Genomic DNA, 23,219 nt, shown 5'->3' with positions numbered 1-23,219 from the left:
TCCACCTAGGGCCATGAAGGCGCAGGGGAAGAGTAGTAAACCAGACCAACCGATGAAGACGAAACGGTCTCTTTTGAGCCAGTCATCGAGAGCATCAAACAGCCCTCTTTCTGGGGCGCGTCCGACAGCAATGGTCATGGGTATTTTTCCTCTTGCTTAACTGAAATCACGGGCAAGATTTCTTAACTTTTTTGAGTCTGGGATTACTCCCATTGTCTTATAAGATGGCGCGATCGATTGACTGGATTAGCTTAACTAAACTAGCTGCGATCGCTCGTTAATCCTCACAAACTGTAAAAGATTAACGTTTCTTAAACTAGCACAAGCTAGACAATAATTTCGAGTTCGGTAAGACTTTGGTTTCTTGTAGCCTCTATCTACCTTTAACTATTATTAGCAAAAAATTACAAATCTATACAACTTGACTCATAATTGATTTTTTATACACACAAAAGTTTTTTTGTCAATGAGTATTTATATTCATTTTTTTAATTGATCGCCACTCCCAATCCTCGAGGGGTTGTTCTAGCAATTGACAATCAAAGCAATCCTCGGCGGCGGTTTTCAGGGTAGCGATAATTGTCTCTAGGGTCAAATCTGGGGCTAAATTCAGCTTTTGAGGGGTAGCACTGGCGAAAACTCGCTCAAACAGCGAATTATCTTGCTCTAGCACCATGGAACCATGTTGGAGAACATAGCAACCCCGTTGCAGTTGGGCGCTCCCAATAAATTTATTTCCCCAATTATCGACTAAATCCGCACCGGTAGCTGTACCGAAACAGTTAGCAGAATGGATATATCCCCGGCCGGCAGCACCGTAGGACAATTCTAGACCGAGATTTTGCCAGCCTGTGATTAAAAATTGACAGATTTGAAGGTAAACTTCCCTAACATTCCCCTTCATCCCCGAATTTACCACCATATAAGTCAAATCCCCCTGATGTAGTACGGCCCGGCCACCAGTAGGACGACGAACTAGGGAGATTTTTTGACCTTGCCAAGTCAAATTACGCCAAAAATCGGGATATTGCCGTTGATGATAGCCCAAGGAAATGGCCGGGGGCGACCATTGATAAAAACGCAAAGTCGGGGGATGATGACCACAACGGTGTTGCTCTAGTAACCAAGAATCGATCGCCATTTGTAGCTCTGCCGATGAGATAATTGGAGGGATATAACGCCAAATTTTAGCTGCCACCAAAGGATTCTCGTAACATTTCATCATTATTATCTGCTACCGTCGCCACGAGAGTAATTGCTCGCGAAATCTCCCCAGGAGACAAATCGGCCACAGTACGCTGAGAAATCACCACCACCTGATCATTCATAATGGCAAAATGAGATTCAAAGGTTTCGGCACAATTCATCGCTAATAACTTGCGGGTTAATCCCAATTCATCCTTAACGGGTAATTTGAGGACAGAAGACCACACCGTGAGAAAATCATCATCGCTTTCCCCAGTTAACTGCACAAACACCTCAACGCTACCATACTGAAACTTCCACAGATAACCTTTTTCTGTATGTTGTACCATAGCAGTATCATTCTGCTGCAGAGTAGAAATAACCGTTTCAATCATTTCTTGATGACTGCTCGTACTAGCCAGAAATTCATCGGTCATTGACTCTATTGCTTCTGAAGTCGCTAAACTTTCTGTGGTCATAAAAATTCCCTAAACTCGATCGATCACAATCTTATCCCAAGAGAAAAGAAAAAAAGACATTCGGGTTGGTGGTTGGGGGTATTAGTGGAAATTTCCCCATCTCCCCACTTCCCCATCTCCAATTACTCAAAATTTTGTGAAGCATTTGAGTAAACACCTGACTTGATCGATGACAATGGCTCTATCCCGTTCTAGCTGTCAATAATTATGCAAAGTCTTTTTCAACGTTCCCTAACTGAGACCAATTCTGGGGAAGAAGATATCCGTAGTCGTATTCTACAGGCCGCTTTACGTTTATTTGCCGCTAAGGGTTATGAAGGAACCACGACTAAAGACCTAGCAGGAAAAGCAAATGTGGCAGAAGGAACTTTATTTCGTTATTTTCCCAACAAAAAGGCGATTTTAATCGAAGTGGCCACTAGGGGATGGGTGGATATTCTCACCGACTTGCTGACGGAATTGAGCGAAATGGGTAGTTATAAAGCGGTAGCGCAGGTGATGCGACGTAGGGTGTTGAGAATGCGAGAAAATAGCGATTTATTGCGAGTTTGTTTCATAGAGGCGCAATTTCATCCCGAATTAAAAGAGCGGATTCAATCGGAGGTAATTGCTAAAATGACCGATGTGGCTGAGGCTTTTTTTCAAACAGCGATCGATCGTGGTATCTATCGTCCCATGAATCCGAAAATTGTGGCGCAGGTTTTTCTAGGAATGTTCGCAATTGCTGGTTTTTCCAGTGAAACTATTTTAGATAGCAATGCTTCCCCCTTCGCTTTACAAGAAATGGCCGAAGGTATTGCCGAAATTTTTCTGAATGGAGTGTTGGTTAAAGAAGTTTAATTATTGCCTATTTGCCATTACTTTCCCGACGGTTAACTTTAATCTTGTCCAACTACTGATGATTTCCGGGGGATACTTGAGACACAAAGGACAGAAAGTTTTTTCGCTATCATCGTAGTGGGCTAAAATGTCGGCAATAGTCAGGCCAGAACTAAGTAATTCTCGGATAAATTCAACAGGATAACGCTATCCTCTAAGGCACGGTTTGCCGTGACATATATTTAAGTTTTTTTGCCATCGCTAATTCAGTTGCCTGTCATCGTCAGTTAATAAACTACTCCCATCTGCTACTTTGTCCTTAGCTGCTATATTAACTGGTTAAACCGTGTTTTAGGGCAAAACGTACCAATTCCGTGCGACTATTAGTACCAGTCTTGCTAAATAAGCGACTGACGTATTTTTCTACGTTTCTGACGCTGGTTTCTAGACGACTGGCAATTTCTTTATTCATCAATCCCTCCGCTACTAGATCTAAAACACTTTGTTCCCGGGGGGTAAGATCAATTTTAATTGGGGGGGGAGTAGTAGTAAAAGTGTTCTGTTGTCCCACCTGCTGTTTTAATTCCCGGATATCTCGGGCAATTTCTTCTAATCTAGCGTTTTCGCTGGTGGCTTGCAAGGATTGACGACGGCGCTCGATTAAAGACTTGATTAATGCTTCTAATTCTTCGGGATCGAAAGGCTTGGATAAATAAGCATCACAACCGGCATTATAACCCTGAATGCGATCGCTTGTCATCCCCCTAGCGGTGAGAAAAACCACGGGAATTGTCTGAAAACGAGCATCTTCGCGCAATTTCTTGAGAAACTGATAGCCATCCACCTGCGGCATCATAATATCGGAGATAACTAATTCCGGAATTTCTTGATTGAGTAAATCCCAGGCTTCGTTAGCATTACTAGCAGTTCTTACCTCGAAGTCATCCCCGTACTGTAGATATGCTTGCACAGATTCACGAACCCCCGGTTCGTCATCCACTAACAAAACTTTCGCAGGTGTGTCCATGAATTTCTCGCAGCGATCGAATATTGTCCGAATCCTATCTTATCAGCTATCAGGAGTCAGTAGTCAGGAGGCAAAAGACAGGAGGTTATTTTCATTTATTCTTCCCACTTCCCTATCTCCCCACTTCCCTATCTCCCCACTTCATAATTCATAATTCATAATTCATAATTCCCCACTCCCCACTCCCCAGATCATCCTCAAGATAGTGACGGTGAGTTAAACTAGCAGATAGAACTAAAAAGTTACAAAAATCACACAATGATTTTATAATCCTTTCACCATTCTTAACAAATCCCGTGACCATTCTCTGCTGGCTCGATCGCATTAGTGCTTCTGATCGCCCCCTGGTGGGGGAAAAAGCTTTTATTGCCAGTGAATTACACCAGCGAGGATACCCAATTATCGGGGGATTTGCCATTTTTAACCGCATTTTTGCGGAATTTTTGGAAACTATCAACAATGCTGACTCGTTTCTGACTGATTTTCCGCAATCTTCCCTCTATTTAGACGTAGATAACGCAAAAGCTCTGCAATTAGTTGCCAAAGAAAGTCGGCGGGCCATTTTACAAGCGCAAATTCCTCCTCTCTGGTTAGAAGAACTAGGGGCGGCCGTGGCACAATTATCCATGGATACCCTAGTATGGCGCTTTTCCTTACCTGCTCATCTGGCTCGGCGAACTCTCGGTTTATTTTCCCCCCCCATCAGTGGAATTAAAGCAGATAATCTAGAAAATGCCCTAAAACAAGCTTGGGCGGAGTTATTCAACGCCAAAAGTCTATTTTATTGGCGAAAAATGGGAATTGGTTTAGAAAAAATTCAATTATCTTTACTGGTACAACCGTTATTACCAGCCAATTGTGCGGGAAATGTGCTGATTAATGGGGATAACTGGCAAATTCAGGCGGTTTGGGGATTAGGACACAGTTTAGCTAATGGAGAAGTGGCACCGGATACCTATATTATCGATCGCTCCGGTCAATTACGCAGTCAGCAATTAGGCAATAAATCCCGCGCTTATTATCTCAATAGTGACAGTAATCTGCTTGCACCACAACTATTAGCACCCAGTTTACAGGAAAGCTACTGTTTAGATAATTTCGCCCTCGATCGCCTTTGTCAACTGGTTCAATCTCTACTGGCGGAAAAACCCACCTTAACCAGCATAGAATGGCTGATGATGCTGGATGGTCAAATTTATATTCTCAACTGTCACAGTCAGGAAATCACCCCCACTACCTCCAATTATCCCTTAAGAGGATTAGGGGCATCCCCGGGGTTGGCATCGGGAGTGGCAAAAGTGATCAGCAATTTCGACTCCCCAGAGGCAAATTTTCAGGATTGCATTTTGGTTACTACTAATTTACCTCCGAAAAAACTGCCCCATTTACGCCAAATTCGAGCAATGATCACGGAACAGGGGGGATTAACTAGCCATGGAGCCATCTTAGCCCGGGAATTAGCCATTCCTGCCATTGTCGGGGTGAAAAATGCCACGGAAATTATCCGCTCAGGCGAGATAATTTTAGTAGATGGTACGAGGGGAATTATTTCTCTAGCATCTCAGGAAAAGATTTCCTTACCCCCACCACCACCCAGAGAAACCGACGGGACGGCAATTGCTACCCGTTTGATGGTTAATCTCAGTCAAACTGAAAGTATTGCCGGAATCCGAGAACTGCCTATTGATGGGATCGGTTTATTGCGCTCAGAATGGATGATTCTAGAGTTACTTTCTCAGCGCAATCTAGAAGAATGGTTAACACCAGAGCATCAAGAAGCATTGATCGAGAGATTAAGTGATTTAATCGCACAATTTGCCCTTAGTATCCAGCCTAAGCCTTTATTTTACCGTTCTTTTGATGCTCAACATTCGGCTCAAGACAGTCGGGGAACCCATAATTATATATTAGATCCGACTCTATTCGATCTAGAATTGCAAGCTTTACGACGGGTACAAACCACCGGCGCCACCAATATTAATTTACTGCTTCCCTTTGTCCGCGGAGTTGAAGAATTTATTTTCTGCCGGCAACGGGTACAATCAGCTTTACTCACTCAAGTCCCTTCTTTCCAATTGGGGATAATGGTAGAAGTACCGGGGGTAATCTTTCAATTGAGAGATTATGTGCAAGCGGGGGTACAATTAATCGCTATTGGTACTAATGATTTAACTCAATTACTTTTAGGCAGCGATCGAGAACATTTCTCAGAATATTTTAACGCCCGTCATCCCGCAGTCAGGGCAGCTTTAAAACAAATTATCACTCAAGCAAAAGTTTTACAGATTCCCTGTTCCGTTTGCGGCATGGCCATCGTTCAGTATCCTGAAATTATCGATGATCTGATTGCTTGGGGTGTGACTTCTCTTTCGGTGGATACAGAAGCAGTTTTAGCGACTAGAGAGGCAATTGTTCGCGCCGAAAGAAGATTTTTATTGGAAAATAGCAGATAACTTCCGAACTACCCCACTACCCCACTACCCCATCAACCCACTTCCCCACTACCCCACTTCCCCACTTCCTAATTCATACTTTGTGCTTTTTGTCAAAAAAACTTTTTTTTTGCAATAAAACTACACAAAAAAAAGATCATCGTTGTGGGTAAAATTGACTCATTTACCTGTCTTAGTTAGGATTACCTTCTAAGTGTGGCAAGGGTTTCAACCGTTGCTGCCCAAAAAAGCATAGAGTAACCCAATATGAAATTCAGTAAAATCGCTGTAACCATTGTAACATCGTTATTAAATAAAAATCTTTCTCAATTAATCCTTAAGAATTTGTAAATATTGCGAAATGTTAATTTAAATATTCTCAAGTTTTTGCAGTCAATGAATAATTTTTGCTTATCTTTGAGCAACATTGGGTTAGAAGTCAGTTATCAGTTATCAGTTATCAGTTCACTGAGAAAACTCCCCACACCCCACACCCTACACCCTACACCCTACACCCCACACCCCACACCCTGTCCCCTAATGCCTAGAGAATTTCAATAATTCCTTGAGTGCCATCGAGACGAATTAATTGACCATCTTTTAACAATTTCATGGCATTATGCACATCCATAACCGCCGGAATTCCGTATTCTCTGGCAATAATAGCACCATGGGATAATTGTCCCCCCACCTCGGCAATAATGCCCACAGCCCGGGATAATAAAGGGGACCATCCTGAGTCAGTATAGGGAATAACGAGAATAGTATTAGGGGCAATTTCTAGATTTTGTAAGGTGTGCATAATTTTGACTCGTCCCTCCACTGTCCCCCCACTAGCGGCAATTCCCTGTAAGCGTTTTTTTGTAGTTAAATTTGAGACTAAAAATTCTCTTTTTGGGGGTTGTCCATAAACGATATAGGGAATATCGGTTAATTGGGAGTTTTCTTGGAATTGTTGGCGACGCTGACGGATAATCTGCTTAAGATTAGCGATATTATTATTCTGATCCAACTGGGTAACTTCTGCGTAATTTAGATAAAATATATCTCCCTTCTCCGATAATATTTGCTGCTGTAACCAGAGGGTTTCTAAAGCGAGAAAATGCCAGCGTAGGTGAGCTAAAAGACGGGAGTAAATTTCAGTCACTTGGTTTTTGATATTTAACCTTTTTTGGACAGTATGGGAAGATTTGACTTTTTTATGGCTATTATTGCCCGGACTATCTAAGGGTAGTTGTAGCAGATATTGGGGATTTTCTCGCCATCTCGGTATCGAAATATCAGTCCCCACTTCGCTTAAATAACCGTAGGTTTCTAACCAGAGGGAAAAAGCTGAGTCAAAATCTTGATCGAGCGTATTTTTTCTCAGTTCAGATAGCGATCGCATTGAGGCTATTTCTGGTGCTTGGGAGTTATCCAATCTCTCAAAAGGTACTTGCGAAATACTGCGACGCAAAGCGAAGCTAAGAGGGGCAAGAATACTATAATAGGTGGCTTTTTTCAAGACGGTTAAAATTTCTTCAATTTGCCCTAAAATCTCCCCAGAAGATAAAGCTTCTAGGGAAGTAGCGTTAATTTTTTCGAGCGTCGGGATAAAATAGGTTTTTTGATCTTGGCTGAAGTCTTTTTCTAACTGTAATTCCCGTCCTAAAAGTTTTAATAAACCGGGGGAATTAGCCAAGGTTACCGTTAAAGGTGGTTTGGTAAACTTTGCCCCTTTGGTCAGGAATTCTAAGCTTTCTGGAGGTAATCCCATGCGACGGAAAATGGTTCCTAACAAAGAAGCATTAAAATAGGCTCTTTGATAGTGTAAAGTCGCTGTTTCATTGAAGTCCAAATCGAGAGCTTTTTTGTCTAAAACTAACCGAAAAATATCTCCCCAAACTCCACAGGTTAAGGGGCGATTAATTGACCAAGGCAAAGGACGAATCACCCCGGGGATAACTTCAGCCGCGATTTTTCTTGTCCAAATTGGCTGTAAATTAGTGATAGGACGGCACTGTAATAACCATAATTTTCGTCCGTCATGAGTCCATTCTATATCTTGGGGAATGCCATGTTCAAGGTTTTCTAATTGCCGACAAAGATTAGCTACCTGTTGAATAATAGCTGGGGGAATATCTCCCGCTCCGATGATGATATTTTCTTCTAAATTAACTCGATAACTTTCGGGGGTGATTCTTCCCGATACAACTCTGGTGGCATCTCCGGGTAAAGCTTCAATAACTACATCTAAACTGAGAGGATTAATCGGATCGCGACTGAAGGCAACTCCCGAAAAAACTCCTCGAATTTGTTCTTGAATTAACACAGCCATGGCCGTGTTTTCTTGACCTCGATCGAGTCGATAATTAACGGCATTAGGACTATTATAGGAGGTTTGGCAACTTAAAATCGCCGCCGCTAAATTTTCTTGATCGATGACGTTAAGAATTGTGGTATATTGTCCCGCAGATGAAGCGGTTTCACTATCTTCTCCAATAGCGGAAGATCGCACGACTAAGGGATGATCAATATCAGGATTAAGAGATTCTATTAACGGTTGTGGATCATCCCCCGGTGGTAAAACCCAACCCCTAGGGATGGGATAACCGGCACGCTTAAGATAGGCTAAAGTGGCGGCTTTTTGTCCCACTTTTGAAGCTACCAGATTGTCATCAAGAGTTTGGATCGATCGATCTCCACGAAAAAAACGAAACATAGTTTTTGATTCATTGTTAACACTTGCTTCAGGTAAGTCTAAATCGTCGGCGATTTTTTGAAAAATTGCCCCTAATAGACAGGCTAAAGCAATGGCAGTTATAATATAACCTGAATCGTGGGGACGGCGCAAGGTGAGAATTAAAGCTAATAAAAATAATCCTACCAATCTCCCCGTAGATTTTTCTCGAAAAATAGTAAAGCTAATCCCACTAATGATTGAGGTGAGAAAAACAGCAACAAAATCATGAACGATTAATCCCCAGAAAACATTAGTAGTTCCTGCACCTTTTCCTAACCAATAGCGCCCCACGACTAAAGCAATTAAAGCTAATAATTCCCAAGTGGAGCCGGTGGGAAAAAATAAACGGGTTAGGAAAATAACGATAATTCCCTTGGCTGCTTCCGAAATTACCGCCAAAATTCCCGCTAATTTACCCCCATGGTAAAAAGCGGCAGTTACACCGATATTACCAGTACCTAATTGGGATAATTTACGTCCAGTTACTAGATAATTTATCCAATCGATCAGAGGCAATCCCCCGATTATAGGACAGACTAAAAAAATAAATAGGGAACCCCAAATTTCTATCATTTAAAATGCGTCTTAGTTTACGATCTTTTCTTAGTAATGACCTTGAGAACATGAACACGAAAGCGATAAAAGAAATTGAGATTAATAGCTTAAAACCCAATCATATTGAGCAAATAAAGGCAATAATTGCGGATTTTAAGTGGCAAAATCAACCCCTCAAACTGAAGAAAAAAGCGAAAAGAGTAAGGTGGACGATACACACCCTACAGACTTAAGAAAATCTGATTGACAGTGAGATTTAATTCCGTGAAAGTCTGGGAAATTAGGCGATCACTGTCTCGAAATTGCCGAATTTGATATTCTTCCTCAACTAAGCGACAAACAGAGATGGTCGGTTGTTTAGGAGTGCCGAGAAAATTACGCCCACCCAAGGCTGCATAATCGACAATCCAATATTCAGGAATACCCATTTCTTCATAATCAGCAAATTTTAAGTAGTAATCATCACGCCAGTTGGTCGATACCACTTCAATGATCAGAGGGATAGATGCACCCTCACTAAGGATTGATTCTTTTTTCCATAATTTTTCCTGAGCGAGCTTGGTTCGATTTAGCACTAATACATCAGGAAAATAACCAGAGTTTTTACCAGCAGGTCTGACAATCGCTTGGTTAGGAATTAAATAAGGAAGCCTCAGTCTATCAATTATTCCACTAAGTTTAACAGTTAAAAATCCTTTGATTTCCTCGTGTTCTCCTGCGGGTTGTGCCATTTCAATAATATTTCCATTGTGTAGCTCATAACGTACTCCAGAATTTTCAGGCAGACAAGGGACGAATTCCTCGAAATTAACAGTTTTAGGTAGGGTTTGGCTCATGGCTGGCAAAATAGCTTTCTCTCTCTAGTAACTTCCTTGGCTCTATTTTACCTTGAATGTAGGGTGGGCATTGCCCACCCGACAAACTCTCTACACAATCTGCGATCGCACTATCACTGCCAAAAAAGATGAGGACGAAACCAAAAATATAATTGGTAACGACGACGAGGTTCATAAAAGGAGTCAGTTGCCAGTTAGTTTTAATATCTCCATTTGGCAATATTACACCCTCATAAAAAAAAATTTTTACCATCGGATCCGCCTAGTAAGTTTATCAAGAGGCCTCCTTGATTAACGCTGAATATTCTAGCCCATCCAGATACTTAAACCAGAAAACGGGTTTCTTAAAGAAACCCGTTTTCTTGAATGTTCCAGCAATTCCTGATGATGAAGTTGATCTCGGCGGCTTAGATGTGTAATTAATTTTGCTTAGGTACTTAATCGATCATAATTGATCATCATTTATCGCACTATATCATTAGTAATAGTAACGATAATTCTTTGCAGCTTAGCACCTTGAAAATCGCAAGGAACCTCGTGTTTATATCGAGTTAGGAAGTTAGGAGTATGATTTGAGAAAGTTCTGATAATATCGACATTTTGTTCGATGTTATTAATATACAGTTTCATCTTACCTATTGTGCTGTCACTCAACTTTTCATCGGAAGGAGCGATTATCTTTGGTTTGGCAAATTCAACTTTTAGTTTCACCTCGCCACTAAGATGAGGAAGATCACAAGTGATCTTCTGTTGTTGCCCTAACCAGTTATAGACATAACATAGTTTTCCCTGATAGATGTAGAAACTATGCCCACCAAAACAGCTGCCGTGCGCCATCAGAACAGCCTGTAAGTCCCCTTTAGCTTTGGAGAAATCAATAGTTGCTTCGATCGCATAGAAACGAGTGCTAATATTAGGAACAAAAGCTTCGGAAATTTCCAATCCTCCTGGATAATTTTTCGGGGGAACGGTGAACATAGCGATTTCCCCGGCAACAGCTTCGGAAATTTCTGATCCTCTTGGATAATAAATATAGCTATCGGAAATTTCCAATCCCCCTGGATAATTTTTCGGAGGAATGGCGAACATAGCGATTTCCCTAGCAACGGTTGTGGAAATTTCTGATCCTCCTGGATAATAAATATGGCTATCGGAAATTTCCAATCCCCCTGGATAATAGGTATAGGTAAATGTGTTATGTTGTGGGTCATCAGAAAATGCCGGGGGAGGTAATTGAGGAATTTCTCCACCCAATGCCGCAGACCCAGAGCAATCCTCAGGTGGCATATATTGTTCAGTCATCGAAATCTCCTTGGTAATCGATAACGGAAAAAAGTGAGAGATTTAACCTAGATGACACTGATGGACAAAATTAACAAATCAACTTTGCTGTAATTCATACTACTCAGTCCTCTATGCTAAGATGATCCAAAAAACGCAAGTTTTTAAATTGATGGGCAAAAAAAGTTTGATTTTACTCAATAACCAAGGAGTTATACACAGATGTTTATTTTTGACAATAAAACCAATATTTTAATTAATTCTCAGGAATTAACCTTTAAAAGTGAATATTTTTGCAATTTTTCTAGTTATTTTCAGAATCGAGAATTTGTCAACTTAGATGCTTTACAACTCAGTGGTGATCATTTTGAAGGCTATCTTTCAAGGATCATCATCGATGAAGTGATGTTAGAATTATCGCAACGTAATTGTTTAACGAATGTTGCGGGAGTAGTCCATTCTAAAATGTGGGTTTTTGCGATTCCTGTTCAGGTGAATTCTGTCTTCTTCCAAAATTTGTACTCATTGGAAAATAACTATCTTGGGATTGTCCCCCCTAAATCAGAAATTTCCGTTTTTCAGCATCCTTTTTCTAATCGTTTTCAGCTTTATGTTGATGATGATTATCTTCAGAAATTGTGTCAAAAGTTAGAGCTACCAGAAGCGAAAAAGTTTTTAAATTCTTCCGCTTCCTCTATTGTGATTTGCCCATCGGAAAAAATTCGTCATCTCCAACAATCTTGTCATCAACTTTATCAAATGCTATTTAATTTAGATCGCCAAGAAATATCTGAGAAAAGAAAAGTATTAAGATTGAATTTTGTCAGGGAAAAATTAGAAGAAATTGTCAAGGATTTTCTTTTGACTTTAGCAGTAACCAAAGATATTAAAACCCCTAAAAACACTATCAGACGCACCTCTATTCTCAAAAAAGCCGAAGAAATGATGAGAAAAAATCTGCGTTCTGATCTGACTATTCCAACGATTTGTCAAGACTTAGAAGTAAGTCAACGCACCTTAGAATATATATTTAAGGACTTCTATCAAATGTCTCCTTACAGTTATTTAAAATTGCTTCGTCTTAATGCTTTACATCAATCTCTTAACCAAAATAATCAGACAAAATTAACTTATGAAATTGCTGAAGAATTAGGTTTTTTCCATCGAGGATATCTGGCCTCTGATTATAAAAAACTGTTTGGTTACTTCCCCTCTGAAACCTAAAAAAATAGTAGGGGTAGGAATTAGGATTATTGTTAGATTTATCTGACTTATTTTTTCTTTGAGGACTAAATTCCTAACTACTCTTTCAATTCATCGGCTCTCCCGCACTTGTTTGGTGGGGGCGTATATTGTACGCCCTTTCTTCGATCTCATAACCTCAAGAGAGCCATTAATAATTAGCCCCATCGAGATTAATTTACTTAATTCCCACTAAAAAAGTTGTACCGATCGCCATAATTGCCAATCCGATTAACTTGCTAATTAGAGTCGCTTGCTTGGCTAATTTTTCCTTAATGACACTGCCAAGGAAAAAAGCACCAGAGGAGATCGCTAATTGGATGACGGTAAAACCGATTAAATAGGCAACTAAAGCGGCAACTCGCGCCCCGATAATTGATTCTCCGTAGGCATAACCGTGGAAAATTCCCGCAATCATTGCCAAAGTTGCCAGAGCGATCGTATAGAGATTAGAATGATTTTGTAAACCTTTTTTCAGGGTTAAAATTAGTCCAAAAATTACCACAGAAAGGGCAACAATCCCCTCAGGAAAAAGTAAATTTATTCCCTGTAAATGAATCCCTGTCCCGATTAAAGTGGCAATTACAAAAGCGATCGGAATCAATAAACCCTGTTCCATACCCACAGCAATTAAACCACTAGCCACCACAAAAGCTAAATGATCTAAACCGATAACTGGGTGAGCTAAACCCGATAAAAATCCGTTTAAAAAATTATCGGGAGTTTGCCCTGCCATGGCATGATGGGCAAGGGTTTTGCTGGCAAAAATTAACAGAAAGAGAGGGACAATAGTTAATATCCTTGTCGAGCTTTGACGAAAAATTATCTTCATTGATTACCTCAAAATTATAATTCGGAAACCCGCGCAACAATCGCCCGGTGTCGGGGACTGGTGGGGGTGATGATCGGTGCTTGAAACCCGGCTTCAACTAATGCCCGTTCGATATCGAGAGTAAAATATTGATCGAGATAGGGTTCGGTACTCTTGAGTAAGGTTAGGACATAAGGGGGCATTTTTCGATAAATTTCCGAGCGCGGATTCATATCCATCAGCGTCAAATAACCTCCCGATCGCAATAAACGACGCGCTTCGGCGAAAATTTCTCTAGTAGCCTGTTGGGGTAGTTCGTGGAACATTAAAAACGAAGATACCAGATCGTAGGACTGACTGGGTAATTGAGTTTTTTCCGCCGCCGCGTGTTGCCATTGAATCGTCTTTTGTTTTTGTTGAGCTTGGTATTGGGCAACGGCTAAATAGTAGGGAGAGAGATCTAACCCAGTTACCCGCGCTTGAGGATAAGTATCTTGCAGCGCAAAGCTGCTCATGCCGACACTACAGCCTAAATCGACAATATCGTTAATTTCTGCCCTGATTTGCTCCTTCAATATCCGGTGATATTCCCGCCGCAATCGCGGATCGCCGTCAATCCCCGCCCCGGGCCAGATGGTAGAATGGACAGCATAGGCGGCAGATTCTACCTCAAAAGCTGGCAACCAGTCTAAATTGCCCTTTTCGTAAGCGTGGAAAGAACAAACGTAGTATTCGGGATAGACGAGATCGGGATTTTCTACCGCTTGCAGTTCCCGACTCCAATCCCGTTGCTGCCATTGTTTGACGGTTTCCCGCCAAGGTACGCCTAGTTTTTCGGCTCTTTTAATCATCATATTGCGCGCCTGATAGCGAGCGATGTCAAAAAGCGGTTTTATGGCGAGAATACGGTTAACTAGACCAGAAACAGGATTAAAGGAGGCCGGAACGGGTGTAACTGTCATAGAAAAGCTTCGATCGTAAATTTTCCCTTTCTCATCTTATAACAGTGATCAGTGATCAGTAATCAGTAATCAGTGATCAGTAATCAGTAATCAGTAATCAGTGATCAGTAATCAGTAATCGGTGAAAAGACAGCACTGTTATGGCCATTTAATACTACTCAGTTAATTAATACCACTGACTGAAAACTCAAATCTGATTACTGTTTACTGACAACAGCAAAAAGCTCCCTAACCCCCCATCTTGCCAATTTTTAAGTAGGTAGGTGTTGAAAACTTTCAGATGCCCCCCTTATTAAGGGGGGATTAAGGGGGGATCGGCACCCCCCTTATTAAGGGGGGATTAAGGGGGGATCCATCTTCAATTTAATTATAACCAGCTACTTATCATGAGAACAATCGCTGAAATCAACGACAAGATCGCAAAAAAAACGGCTGTAGTCTGGACAGTAGAGGAATTAAAAAGCCGCGTTACCGAGATGGGAATTAAGGAGGTTTTTTCCCAAGTAGATGTGGTTTGTACGGGAACCTTTGAACCGATGGAATCTTCGGGGGCAATTATTAATTTAGGTCAGACGGATCCGCCGATAAAAATTCGTCAATGTTGGTTAGATGGGATTCCTGCTTATGCTGGTTTTGGGGCGGTGGATTTATACTTAGGGGCCAGTGCTATTAGTGATATAGCGGCCAAAAATGAGAATTTAGAGGGAGAAAATCCCGAAAGGGGCGGCGGACATATTATTGAGGATTTAATCGCCGGAAAATCGATTCAATTGCGTGCTGTCGGTCAGTCCACCGATTGTTATCCTCGTGCTTCTTTTGAAACGATTATTTCTAAGGAGACTATCAATCAATTTTATCTTTTTAATCCTCGCAATCTCTACCAGAATTTTATCGTCGGAGTCAATGGAGGAGAGCGGACTTTATATACTTATTTAGGACCACTACAGCCGCGATTAGGTAATGCGGTTTATTCTAACCCCGGGGCAATTTCTCCCCTGTTAAATGACCCCGATTTAGAGGCTATCGGCATCGGTACGCGCATTTTTTTGGGAGGAGGAATCGGTTATATTGCCTGGGAAGGAACCCAACATTTTCCCCTGCAAAAACGCCTACAAAATCGCACTCCTATTGGACCTGCTTCCACCTTAGCCTTAATTGGTGATGCTAAACAAATGAATGCTCGTTGGGTGCGAGGTTGTTATTTCAAAAATTATGGGGCTTCTTTAATGTTAGGGGTAGCAGTACCGATTCCAATTTTAAACGAGGAAATTGTTCGACATTGTGCGGTAAAAGATGAGGAAATTGTCGCTCCAGTGGTGGATTTTTCCATTCCCCGGCGAGTCCGTCCTACCTTTGGTTTAATCACCTACGCTAAACTAAAAAGCGGTCGGATTATGATCGAGGGAAAAAGTGTTAGGGTGGCTCCTTTGGCCAGTATTTCCCTGTCCCGGGAAGCCGCTTTAGAATTAAAAGCACTGATCGAATCGGGAGAATTTACCCTCACAGAACCCGTGGCAAAAATTAATCTAGAGCGGACTTTTATTCCCCAGGATCGTTGGGGCGGAAAATTATCAATTGAGTGAGGAGTTAAGGGATTGCGTGCAAGTGGCACAACTACAATTAAGATGACGTAAAATCGGATTTTCTTCCCCAGTTGTCTTGGCGATAATCATATCACCTAAGTTCTTGGTATTGAAACTAGGATGAAAGGACTCTGGGGCAGCTTGTACGGAGTTCGTGGTAACTAATAGGGCTAATAAACTAGCAGAAGCAGTGGCAAGAATAACGACTTTTTGATTCATAAATTTGTGGGAATTATTGGCCATTAATACCACTGATTATAACACTGCCGACCGCCGACCGCCTCCGTTAACGACCTAAAAGATTGGCAATATCAGCACATCCCCCCGGAATGGTTGCGCGGGACTTTTCCCCGCACCAACGACAACAATAGTGACGTTGTTCCTCGCTCATGTTTTTCACCCCGGTAAAATTGACATTTTCTACCACTGCTCCCGTGTGTTCTCCGCTGTCATAATTGGGGGGAACGCTGCGACTGCGGGGGGTGGCATTTTCTAGGGAACCATAAAATAAACGCATCCCCTTGATATCGGCCCCTCTTAAATTAGCTTCGTAGAGAATTGTCCGCGATACATTTGCTTTCACCAAATCGCTATAACTTAAATCGGCCCGCACCATATTCGCTTCGCTTAAATCGGTCCAGCGCAGATCCTGCCCGGAAATGTCGGCCCCGGCTAACATTACTCCCAATTGTACTACTCTTGTACCGAACTCTCGATCCTCCGCGTAACCCCCTTCCCCGTCTAGAATCGGTCGGCCTAGATAACGATCGCGTTTAATCGGTGATAATAGCCGCGATTGACTCAAAAAACGCAGTATTTTCGCTTTTCCAGAGGCATCGACACTGCTGAGGATAGAAGCGGTGCGACCTTCTGCGATCGCTCTTTCCTGGGGCCAATCTTCTAAAAATCCCTCCTCATCCAAGGCTAGATCGGAAATCCCTTGAAAATAGGAATCGATCGTCTGTTGTTGGGTAATGCGATTTTGTTGTATGGTTAAATCCTTAGAAATAACGTACTGTTCCCAGGCCACATAGACAGCTAACACGGCGATCATAATCTGTCCCAAGGCCCCCACCCACTCGGCCCAAGAACCGAACTCATCGTATTTAAAACTGTCTAACCACCGCAAGATGCGCTCGTAAACTCCTAAATATTTCCCTAATCCGGCCAGAGCGGCTATAAAAACTATAAAAGCGAAAACCGTCTGACGTTCAGAGGGAGTGAGATAATGGGCGATCCACTGGCGAATAGAGGGTAAAATCACCTGTAAAGATATTAATATCGCTACTATCGCCCCAGAAAAGCCTAACCAGTCCCAGCTAAAGACCAGGCCGATGGTCATCAGCATCAGGGGGGCCAGTAGTAACCCCGCGTTACCCGGTCGAAGATCTTTTAATACTAGGATGCGCTGACGCACGGGATTACGCGAAGATAAAGAGGAGACGTATTCGGAGGCATCGGGAGCCGATAAACTGGTTTTACCGTTATTTTCGGGGTTATCGGCCCTATTTTCCACGGTGAGTTTTTCTGGGTCTTTGCGATCGCTCATATTAATCCTTGTCAAGAGAAAATAATTCCACACCGAAAACTGAAGCGAAAACCCTCGATAAATCTTGCTGTACTTGCATAAGACTAATATTAGGCAGAAACTGCTCTAAACTGCCCACGGGTTTATTAGCAATCCCACAGGGAATAATCTCGGCAAACCCGCTTAAATCCGGACAAACATTGATGGCAAAACCATGATAGGTAATCCAACGACTAACTTTAATACCGATCGCCGCTATTTTATACCCTTCTACCCATACCCCTGTCAAGCCCCCGATTCTTGCCCCCGACAATCCATAAATAGCTATAGTTTGCAGGATGACTTCTTCTAATTGTCGCAAATACCAGTGTAAATCCTGCTGATAATAGCGCAAATTGAGGATCGGATAGCCCACTAACTGCCCCGGACAGTGATGGGTGACTTCTCCTCCGCGCTCGATTCGATGCACTTCTTTGTCGGTTTTGTCAAGATTAAATTTAATAAACTTAATATCTGAACCAGTACCAAGGGTGTAAACGGGGGGATGTTCCAGCAGCAGCAGCACATCGGGTAAGTCGGGATTAGCAATTCTCGCCGCCACCAGCGATCGCTGTTGCGCCCAGGCCAGAGAATAGGGAGTAATTGCCTGAATTTTCAGCCCACAGAGACGAGGTATTTTTTGAGCATTCATCGAGAGATGTGATCGGTCAAATTATTGAAGAAATGTGGAAGATCAGCAAGGAAAATTAAAAGAAGGGAAGATATATATGTCGGGGAGAATACTAAGTGCTAATCTAAGGATATCCCATCTATCATCTCTTGGGATCAGTATCCTCTAGTTTATCCTCATCAGCGCCAAAAAAGCACCAAAACAAGTTCAATCACTGATTAAGCAAACTCACCAACAGGTTATTGACCCTAATACTCAAAGAAATGTTATCGAGTTAATCGAGAAGATTATTATCTACAAATTTCCGCAGAAAATTCGCTAGGAGTTAGAAGCTATGTTTAATCTCACTGAATGGAAACAAACCAAGTTTTATCAAGAAGCTGAAGAAGAAGGAAAACTTGAAACAATTCCTCTTCTGATTAGGTTGGGACTTAACGAAGAACAAATTGCGCGGGAATTAAATCTAAAATTTGAGATTGTTTGTCAATTTATTGCCAATCAAAACAATTAAAACTTTTTGGCTACCAATGCGATGATCATCAATTCCCTTATCAAGGTTTATTTTTGCAAAATTTCTCTCTTTTTATTTATTTCAGGCTCAGGTAAAGATTCTCCTAATTTCTGATAAAGTTCCATCAGAGATTCTAGGACTTCTTCAGCATTTTTCACTGATTCAGCATAAGTATTACCATGAGTTCGCCATTTTTGACCTGGAAAGTCGGGTAAGCCAACTAGATAACAATTGTCTTCATCAGACCACTGAATCACTATTCTATATTTAAGTTTTTTCATCTTCTTTTCTCCTGACCTCTTCAATGGCATTTTTGACTTCTTGTTCTTGGTAACGTTTAGCATCCGCTCCGTCTTTTCCCGAGAGAGTGATTTTCCCTGCATATAGAGGGTGTAACCAATGGTTGTGACTGCCTTTTCCCGGAAAATCAATAAATCCAGCTTTTTTGAGCATTTGTTTCAATTCTCTGATTTTTTTGGCATCAGTCAAGATTTGATCGATCAGGTAATTTGCTGGGGGGTGTGACAAGTCTTGTATAATTCTTATTATATAAAGATTTCGAGCATTGAGCGGTTACTGGAGAAGCACCGGGAGCAGAGGAGAGGGGGAGCAGGGGAGCAGAGGTTGTTTATCTTCTGGGTACCCCTTTTCCTTGATTCACCAGAGAATTTTCTTCCGGAAATTTAAGCTGATCAGAGCTAAACTTAACAAAACTTCACAAAAACTTCACAAAAACTTCACGGAAAACTATTGACGAGAAGATGTCAAGGCCGCTTAATTAAATTAATTAACATCATTGGAGTATTTACCCCATGAAAACCAAAAAACTGACACCCCGCAATGCTGCTCCTGTGCAACGGAAAAATACCGCTACCGTCTCTCGCGATGGTAATGCGATCATTCAACTTGATTGGGGAACTTTTTGTGTGCAAGAGGATCGGGAGGGAAATTGTAAAGAGTGGTACGAACTGCCGTTTGCGGGAGACGACGCAGAGTAATCTGCCCGATTCTAGCGCGAACCTCAAATCAGGTCAAAAGTCTTTTTCTCCTTGCCAAGGCGCACGGTTGCTTCCTTGTAATTGACGGTGGAGAAGCAAGGGGTCAGGGGAGAGAGGGAGCAGGGGAGCAGAGGTTGTTTCTCTTCTCGGTTCCCCTTTTCCTTGACTCACGGGTGCTAGAAGACTTAGATTCAGGGAGATAAACCCGAAAATCTGTTAAAAATATAAGATGCTAAAAAGTCTGCGCTATAATACTCGATTAGGATGATATAAAGGTAATCAGGAGAAGCGATGAACACTATCCAACTGACACCAGAAATAGAAGATTTGATTGCTCAACAAATGAAAACAGGAAAATATCAAGATGATTTAGCCGTTATTCAAGAGGGATTGAGTTTATTGGCAGAAAGAGACAGAATTTACCGAGGAAGATTTGAAGAATTGAAACGGGAAGTTATGATTGGCGTTGAGGAATTAAGACGACAGGAAGGAATTAATGCCGAAGAGGTTTTTTCAGAATTAGAAGAGGATTTACAACAAATAGAGGCTAAGGGTTTCCCGATGAGTCAGAAATAATGTCAAAGATTATTTTCTCACCCTCAGCTAGATTGGATTTAAAGCAAGTTAATAGTTACTTGGCTGGGAAAAATCCGCAAGCTGCTAGAATTTTAAAAGAAAAAATCCAACAGGCTTGTAAAAAATTAGCTAAATTCCCCAATCTGGGACGTAGGCGCGATGAGTTAATCCCTAGTTTACGAAGTTTTCCTGTAGAAGATTATCTAATCTTTTATTTCCCTCTTGAAAACGGAATTGAAATCGCAAGAGTAGTTAGTGGATATAGAGATTTAGATGCTATGTTTGATCTTGATTAAGAAAGCGATCGCATCAAGCTAAGGGTGTCATTCTTCCCTGCTCCCCAGTAGCATCGGGTGGGAGTTTGCTTCGGGAAATTTAAGCTGATCTAAACTTAACAAAAACTCAACAAAAACTTCACAAAAACTTCACAAAAAACTATTGACAAGAAGATGTCAAGGCTGGTTAATTAAATTAATTAACATCATTGGAGAATTTACCCCATGAAAACCAAAAAACTGACCCCTCGTAACGCTGCTCCTGTCCAACGGGAAAATACCGCTACCGTCTCTCGTGAAGGCAATGCGATGATCGCTCCCCAAACCATAGGGTACTGGAAAGACCCTTTTGCGGGAGACGACGCAGAGTAGTCCCCTTGATTCTAGCACGAACCTCAAATCAGGTCAAAAGTCTTTTTCTCCTTGCCAAGGCGCACGGTTAGCCTCAAGGAATTGACGTACAATCCTAGTTAATTCGGGAGTTTCGGATACCGGGCATCGGTGAAGAAGCAGGGAGAGAGGGAGCAGGGAAGCAGTTTCTCTTCTCGGTTCCCCTTTTCCTTGACTCACGAGTGTTAGAAGACTTAGGTTCAGGGAGATGAACCCCAGCCAACAGCTTACTACCCCAGGGTTATCGGATAGCGGTGTTCTTCTCCTTGGGTTTGTACCTTTGACAGAATTAGATGAGCTATGATTAAAGTAAGATTTACTTATTCATACATCACAAATGACTCAGATTACTATTAATTTACCAGTCAGTTTACTTGAATCAGCCCAATGTTTAGGAAAGGCTACAGAACGAGAGTTATCAGAGGTTTTAATTGATACCTTAGAAATCATTTTGCCTACCTTTAATAATCTCTCAGCTGTGGGCAATCATCTTGAAGTTTCCCATCTTTTAGATTCCGAAGTTATTGAATTAGCTAATTCAAAAATGGATGCTGTTCAGAATCAACGCTTAGGAGAGTTACAAGCTAAGGGAAAAAATACGGGCTTAACCGAAGCCGAAGGCTATGAATTATTAGTTTTAATCTCAATTTACCAAATGGGACAATTAAGAAAGTCAATAGCCTTAGCTGAAGCCGTTAAACGAGGTTTGAGAGAGCCTTTAATACCATGAGTTTTCTCACAGAAACCTTACGCCAAAAAGTTAAACAACGGGCAGGAAATCGCTGTGAATATTGCCTAAGTCACCAGGATTATATTATGGGGAGATTACAAATTGATCATATCCAACCTTTAGCTAAAGGTGGTGCTAATACAGAAGATAATTTATGTTTAGCTTGTGAATTATGTAATCAATATAAATGGACTCAAACTGAAGCTATTGATCCCAAATCTGAGGTGTTGGTTTCCTTATTTAATCCTCGCCTTCAAAAATGGCAAGAACATTTTACTTGGACTCAAGAAGGAACGGAAATTATGGGAGTAACGGCTTGTGGTCGAGCAACAATTGTAGCTTTAAGATTAAATAGTAATCTGGCTGTTATTGTGCGTAAAAATTGGGTTAAAGCTGGTTGGCATCCACCTAATTTGCAGACGGAATCTCACCTTACCTAAAATATTCCTTTAACAATCTAAAAACTGGCCATTATGATAGTTGCTGACATTCAAAAAAGCTCCCTCAAAGAGCAAAGGCTACAATTTATTCGTAACCATCAACAAGCTTTCGATGTTGAGCCGATTTATCCTTTGCGGCTGTTTGAAGATTTCGTGATGGGGGTTGAGGGCGATTGTACTATTGAAGCCTCTTGTAAGATAGAATTAGATAAGTTAATCGCATCCAGGTTTCTATTCTTTTTTAAAGAGCCGGAGCAGGATTGGCCTAGCTACTTGTCTCAAGGGTTATCTTTCTTTAAACAAGTTGAAAATCGGGTTGGTGTTCAGTTTGACTACTCCTTGTTACAGGCTTTTCTCGGTACAGACTTTGACTTTAGCCATGTAACAACATTTACCACAGGGATTGATCTACGACGAGAATCACTAACAGAATCTAGCGTCAAAATTCATTTCAGAATTGAAGACTATATCGCAAAAGTGCAAACTGCAATTATTTTGAGCGGCTATGAAGTAGGGTTTTTAGAAGACTTTCCCAAACAATTTCTGGCTCGGTATATTCCCCAAATTGGCTTTGACTTTTATTTTGATGGGCGTTGTGAAATTGAGCTTTATTTTGAAGTCAAAGAAAATAATTTTGACGATCCCAACGTCAAGAAGTATCTTTGGAGTAAGATGCCCCCCGTAGCATTAGCCCCTCTGAAAGATACTGATGTATTTCACCTTGGACTATCCAAAGCTAATACTAATCCAGTGTTTTACTACCAGCTTAAAAAGTACAAAGGTGATTTATTAAATCACTTTAGACTTAATGATACCGCCATGCGAGTTGATAGCTTTTATCGAAACCAAGAAACGGATTATGGTGGTTGGGTAGGCGTTGCTTTAGAGGAACTCGAAAAAACAAGAATTGAAAATATCAGGCTTTACTATCATAAATATTTTGGAATGGAGTAAATCTTATGTTAACTACTAAACTTCCCTGATATCAAGATACTCAAAAAGATAAAACTGCTAATGGAGACAATCGATGATAGCAACTACAACAATTTCTCCTCAATTAACCATTCCACGCCTAGAAAATGGGGATAAGCTTACTCGTCGTGAATTCGAGCGTAGATATAAGGCTATGCCAAATCTAAAAAAAGCAGAACTCATTGAAGGAATTGT

General features: G+C 41.3%; 28 protein-coding genes and 2 pseudogenes. 14 read left to right on the top strand and 16 right to left on the bottom strand.

The window, feature by feature from the left end:
* From IM462_RS17950 to IM462_RS17940, 3 genes and pseudogenes are all read right to left on the bottom strand, one after another.
* Window positions 1–138, bottom strand: a pseudogene (locus IM462_RS17950) (photosystem II D2 protein (photosystem q(a) protein)); the annotation flags it as partial.
* Between the two features lie 325 nt (window positions 139–463).
* A complete protein-coding gene (locus IM462_RS17945) occupies window positions 464–1,225 on the bottom strand; it encodes a lipoate--protein ligase family protein (RefSeq protein ID WP_287704318.1) in 762 nt (253 codons plus the stop codon).
* The gene (locus IM462_RS17940) at window positions 1,188–1,664 is read right to left on the bottom strand and encodes a YbjN domain-containing protein (RefSeq protein ID WP_002801317.1); all 477 of its coding nucleotides are present in this window, start codon (window positions 1,662–1,664) and stop codon (window positions 1,188–1,190) included. The genes IM462_RS17945 and IM462_RS17940 overlap by 38 nt, the downstream gene beginning before the upstream one ends.
* Window positions 1,665–1,871: 207 nt before the next feature.
* Here IM462_RS17940 and IM462_RS17935 point away from each other — a divergent pair, with 207 nt between their 5' ends.
* Entirely contained in the window at window positions 1,872–2,504 is a 633-nt protein-coding gene (locus IM462_RS17935) for a TetR/AcrR family transcriptional regulator (protein WP_287704316.1), read from the top strand.
* Window positions 2,505–2,814: 310 nt separating this feature from the next.
* Here IM462_RS17935 and IM462_RS17930 read toward each other — a convergent pair whose 3' ends face one another.
* The gene (locus IM462_RS17930; RefSeq protein WP_002795661.1) at window positions 2,815–3,510 is read right to left on the bottom strand and encodes a response regulator transcription factor; all 696 of its coding nucleotides are present in this window, start codon (window positions 3,508–3,510) and stop codon (window positions 2,815–2,817) included.
* 296 nt (window positions 3,511–3,806) lie between these two features.
* Here IM462_RS17930 and IM462_RS17925 point away from each other — a divergent pair, with 296 nt between their 5' ends.
* Window positions 3,807–5,963 (top strand): putative PEP-binding protein, encoded by a 2,157-nt coding sequence (locus tag IM462_RS17925; protein ID WP_287704314.1) that lies wholly within the window; start codon window positions 3,807–3,809, stop codon window positions 5,961–5,963.
* Window positions 5,964–6,486: 523 nt separating this feature from the next.
* Here the strand turns inward: IM462_RS17925 and IM462_RS17920 are convergent.
* The 4 genes from IM462_RS17920 to IM462_RS17905 form a co-directional block, all read right to left on the bottom strand.
* Window positions 6,487–9,237: a glycerol-3-phosphate acyltransferase gene (locus tag IM462_RS17920; RefSeq protein ID WP_287704312.1), complete on the bottom strand. Its 2,751-nt coding sequence runs from the start codon at window positions 9,235–9,237 to the stop codon at window positions 6,487–6,489.
* A gap of 203 nt (window positions 9,238–9,440) precedes the next feature.
* Window positions 9,441–10,055, bottom strand: a complete 615-nt coding sequence (locus tag IM462_RS17915; RefSeq protein WP_287704310.1) for a Uma2 family endonuclease — start codon at window positions 10,053–10,055, stop codon at window positions 9,441–9,443.
* A complete protein-coding gene (locus IM462_RS17910; RefSeq protein WP_287704308.1) occupies window positions 10,036–10,308 on the bottom strand; it encodes a hypothetical protein in 273 nt (90 codons plus the stop codon). Before IM462_RS17910 ends, IM462_RS17915 begins: the two co-directional genes overlap by 20 nt.
* 209 nt (window positions 10,309–10,517) lie before the next feature.
* Window positions 10,518–11,357, bottom strand: a complete 840-nt coding sequence (locus IM462_RS17905; RefSeq protein WP_287704306.1) for a hypothetical protein — start codon at window positions 11,355–11,357, stop codon at window positions 10,518–10,520.
* A 201-nt stretch (window positions 11,358–11,558) separates the two neighbouring features.
* Here IM462_RS17905 and IM462_RS17900 point away from each other — a divergent pair, with 201 nt between their 5' ends.
* Window positions 11,559–12,560: a helix-turn-helix domain-containing protein gene (locus tag IM462_RS17900; protein ID WP_287704304.1), complete on the top strand. Its 1,002-nt coding sequence runs from the start codon at window positions 11,559–11,561 to the stop codon at window positions 12,558–12,560.
* Between the two features lie 196 nt (window positions 12,561–12,756).
* On the opposite strand, the gene IM462_RS17895 is transcribed toward IM462_RS17900, so the two are convergent.
* Both IM462_RS17895 and IM462_RS17890 read right to left on the bottom strand, forming a co-directional pair.
* Window positions 12,757–13,410 (bottom strand): HupE/UreJ family protein, encoded by a 654-nt coding sequence (locus tag IM462_RS17895; RefSeq protein WP_287704302.1) that lies wholly within the window; start codon window positions 13,408–13,410, stop codon window positions 12,757–12,759.
* 14 nt (window positions 13,411–13,424) lie between these two features.
* Window positions 13,425–14,351 (bottom strand): class I SAM-dependent methyltransferase, encoded by a 927-nt coding sequence (locus tag IM462_RS17890; RefSeq protein ID WP_287704300.1) that lies wholly within the window; start codon window positions 14,349–14,351, stop codon window positions 13,425–13,427.
* A 386-nt stretch (window positions 14,352–14,737) separates the two neighbouring features.
* On the opposite strand from IM462_RS17890, the gene IM462_RS17885 reads away from it, so the two are divergent.
* Entirely contained in the window at window positions 14,738–15,934 is a 1,197-nt protein-coding gene (locus IM462_RS17885; RefSeq protein ID WP_287704298.1) for a homocysteine biosynthesis protein, read from the top strand.
* Here the strand turns inward: IM462_RS17885 and IM462_RS17880 are convergent.
* The 3 genes from IM462_RS17880 to lipB form a co-directional block, all read right to left on the bottom strand.
* Window positions 15,923–16,153 carry a hypothetical protein gene (locus tag IM462_RS17880; protein ID WP_043998089.1) on the bottom strand — a complete coding sequence of 77 codons (231 nt, stop codon included), beginning with the start codon at window positions 16,151–16,153 and terminating at the stop codon, window positions 15,923–15,925. The two genes, IM462_RS17885 and IM462_RS17880, sit on opposite strands and share 12 nt — an antisense overlap.
* A 67-nt stretch (window positions 16,154–16,220) precedes the next feature.
* Complete coding sequence (locus tag IM462_RS17875; RefSeq protein ID WP_287704296.1) at window positions 16,221–17,483, bottom strand: pentapeptide repeat-containing protein; 1,263 nt, start codon at window positions 17,481–17,483, stop codon at window positions 16,221–16,223.
* A gap of 1 nt (window position 17,484) precedes the next feature.
* Window positions 17,485–18,153, bottom strand: a complete 669-nt coding sequence (gene lipB / locus IM462_RS17870) for a lipoyl(octanoyl) transferase LipB (RefSeq protein ID WP_287704294.1) — start codon at window positions 18,151–18,153, stop codon at window positions 17,485–17,487.
* A gap of 151 nt (window positions 18,154–18,304) precedes the next feature.
* On the opposite strand from lipB, the gene IM462_RS17865 reads away from it, so the two are divergent.
* Window positions 18,305–18,454 (top strand): DUF2887 domain-containing protein, encoded by a 150-nt coding sequence (locus tag IM462_RS17865; protein ID WP_306343236.1) that lies wholly within the window; start codon window positions 18,305–18,307, stop codon window positions 18,452–18,454.
* Between the two features lie 12 nt (window positions 18,455–18,466).
* On the top strand, window positions 18,467–18,643 hold the full coding sequence (locus IM462_RS17860) for a hypothetical protein (protein WP_008206083.1): 177 nt from the start codon (window positions 18,467–18,469) through the stop codon (window positions 18,641–18,643).
* A 47-nt stretch (window positions 18,644–18,690) separates the two neighbouring features.
* Here IM462_RS17860 and IM462_RS17855 read toward each other — a convergent pair whose 3' ends face one another.
* A complete protein-coding gene (locus IM462_RS17855; RefSeq protein ID WP_002797455.1) occupies window positions 18,691–18,924 on the bottom strand; it encodes a type II toxin-antitoxin system HicB family antitoxin in 234 nt (77 codons plus the stop codon).
* On the bottom strand, window positions 18,911–19,096 hold the full coding sequence (locus tag IM462_RS17850) for a type II toxin-antitoxin system HicA family toxin (protein WP_039900533.1): 186 nt from the start codon (window positions 19,094–19,096) through the stop codon (window positions 18,911–18,913). The genes IM462_RS17855 and IM462_RS17850 overlap by 14 nt, the downstream gene beginning before the upstream one ends.
* Before the next feature lie 359 nt (window positions 19,097–19,455).
* Here IM462_RS17850 and IM462_RS17845 point away from each other — a divergent pair, with 359 nt between their 5' ends.
* The 4 genes from IM462_RS17845 (at window position 19,456) to IM462_RS17830 (ending at window position 20,864) form a co-directional block, all read left to right on the top strand.
* A complete protein-coding gene (locus IM462_RS17845) occupies window positions 19,456–19,641 on the top strand; it encodes an anacyclamide/piricyclamide family prenylated cyclic peptide (RefSeq protein ID WP_149977550.1) in 186 nt (61 codons plus the stop codon).
* 291 nt (window positions 19,642–19,932) lie between these two features.
* Complete coding sequence (locus IM462_RS17840; protein WP_008206077.1) at window positions 19,933–20,217, top strand: ribbon-helix-helix domain-containing protein; 285 nt, start codon at window positions 19,933–19,935, stop codon at window positions 20,215–20,217.
* Complete coding sequence (locus IM462_RS17835) at window positions 20,217–20,513, top strand: type II toxin-antitoxin system RelE/ParE family toxin (protein WP_149978883.1); 297 nt, start codon at window positions 20,217–20,219, stop codon at window positions 20,511–20,513. Before IM462_RS17840 ends, IM462_RS17835 begins: the two co-directional genes overlap by 1 nt.
* Window positions 20,514–20,717: 204 nt before the next feature.
* Window positions 20,718–20,864 (top strand): anacyclamide/piricyclamide family prenylated cyclic peptide, encoded by a 147-nt coding sequence (locus IM462_RS17830; RefSeq protein WP_287704289.1) that lies wholly within the window; start codon window positions 20,718–20,720, stop codon window positions 20,862–20,864.
* Between the two features lie 33 nt (window positions 20,865–20,897).
* On the opposite strand, the gene IM462_RS17825 is transcribed toward IM462_RS17830, so the two are convergent.
* Complete coding sequence (locus tag IM462_RS17825; protein ID WP_287704287.1) at window positions 20,898–21,062, bottom strand: hypothetical protein; 165 nt, start codon at window positions 21,060–21,062, stop codon at window positions 20,898–20,900.
* A 157-nt stretch (window positions 21,063–21,219) separates the two neighbouring features.
* On the opposite strand from IM462_RS17825, the gene IM462_RS17820 reads away from it, so the two are divergent.
* The 4 genes and pseudogenes from IM462_RS17820 to IM462_RS17805 all read left to right on the top strand — a co-directional run.
* Window positions 21,220–21,612 carry a hypothetical protein gene (locus IM462_RS17820; protein WP_002802535.1) on the top strand — a complete coding sequence of 131 codons (393 nt, stop codon included), beginning with the start codon at window positions 21,220–21,222 and terminating at the stop codon, window positions 21,610–21,612.
* Window positions 21,609–22,052, top strand: a complete 444-nt coding sequence (locus tag IM462_RS17815) for an HNH endonuclease (RefSeq protein ID WP_002802537.1) — start codon at window positions 21,609–21,611, stop codon at window positions 22,050–22,052. The genes IM462_RS17820 and IM462_RS17815 overlap by 4 nt, the downstream gene beginning before the upstream one ends.
* Before the next feature lie 33 nt (window positions 22,053–22,085).
* Window positions 22,086–23,006, top strand: coding sequence for a LynF/TruF/PatF family peptide O-prenyltransferase (locus IM462_RS17810; RefSeq protein ID WP_287704284.1), 921 nt, complete (start codon window positions 22,086–22,088; stop codon window positions 23,004–23,006).
* A 73-nt stretch (window positions 23,007–23,079) separates the two neighbouring features.
* Window positions 23,080–23,219 (top strand): annotated as a pseudogene (locus tag IM462_RS17805) (Uma2 family endonuclease); the annotation flags it as partial.

It is taken from the genome of Microcystis sp. M144S2 (assembly GCF_020246065.1).
Taxonomy (GTDB): domain Bacteria; phylum Cyanobacteriota; class Cyanobacteriia; order Cyanobacteriales; family Microcystaceae; genus Microcystis; species Microcystis ichthyoblabe_A.
Note: the sequence above shows the minus strand (reverse complement) of the source record. Positions and strands in the feature narration are given on the sequence as shown.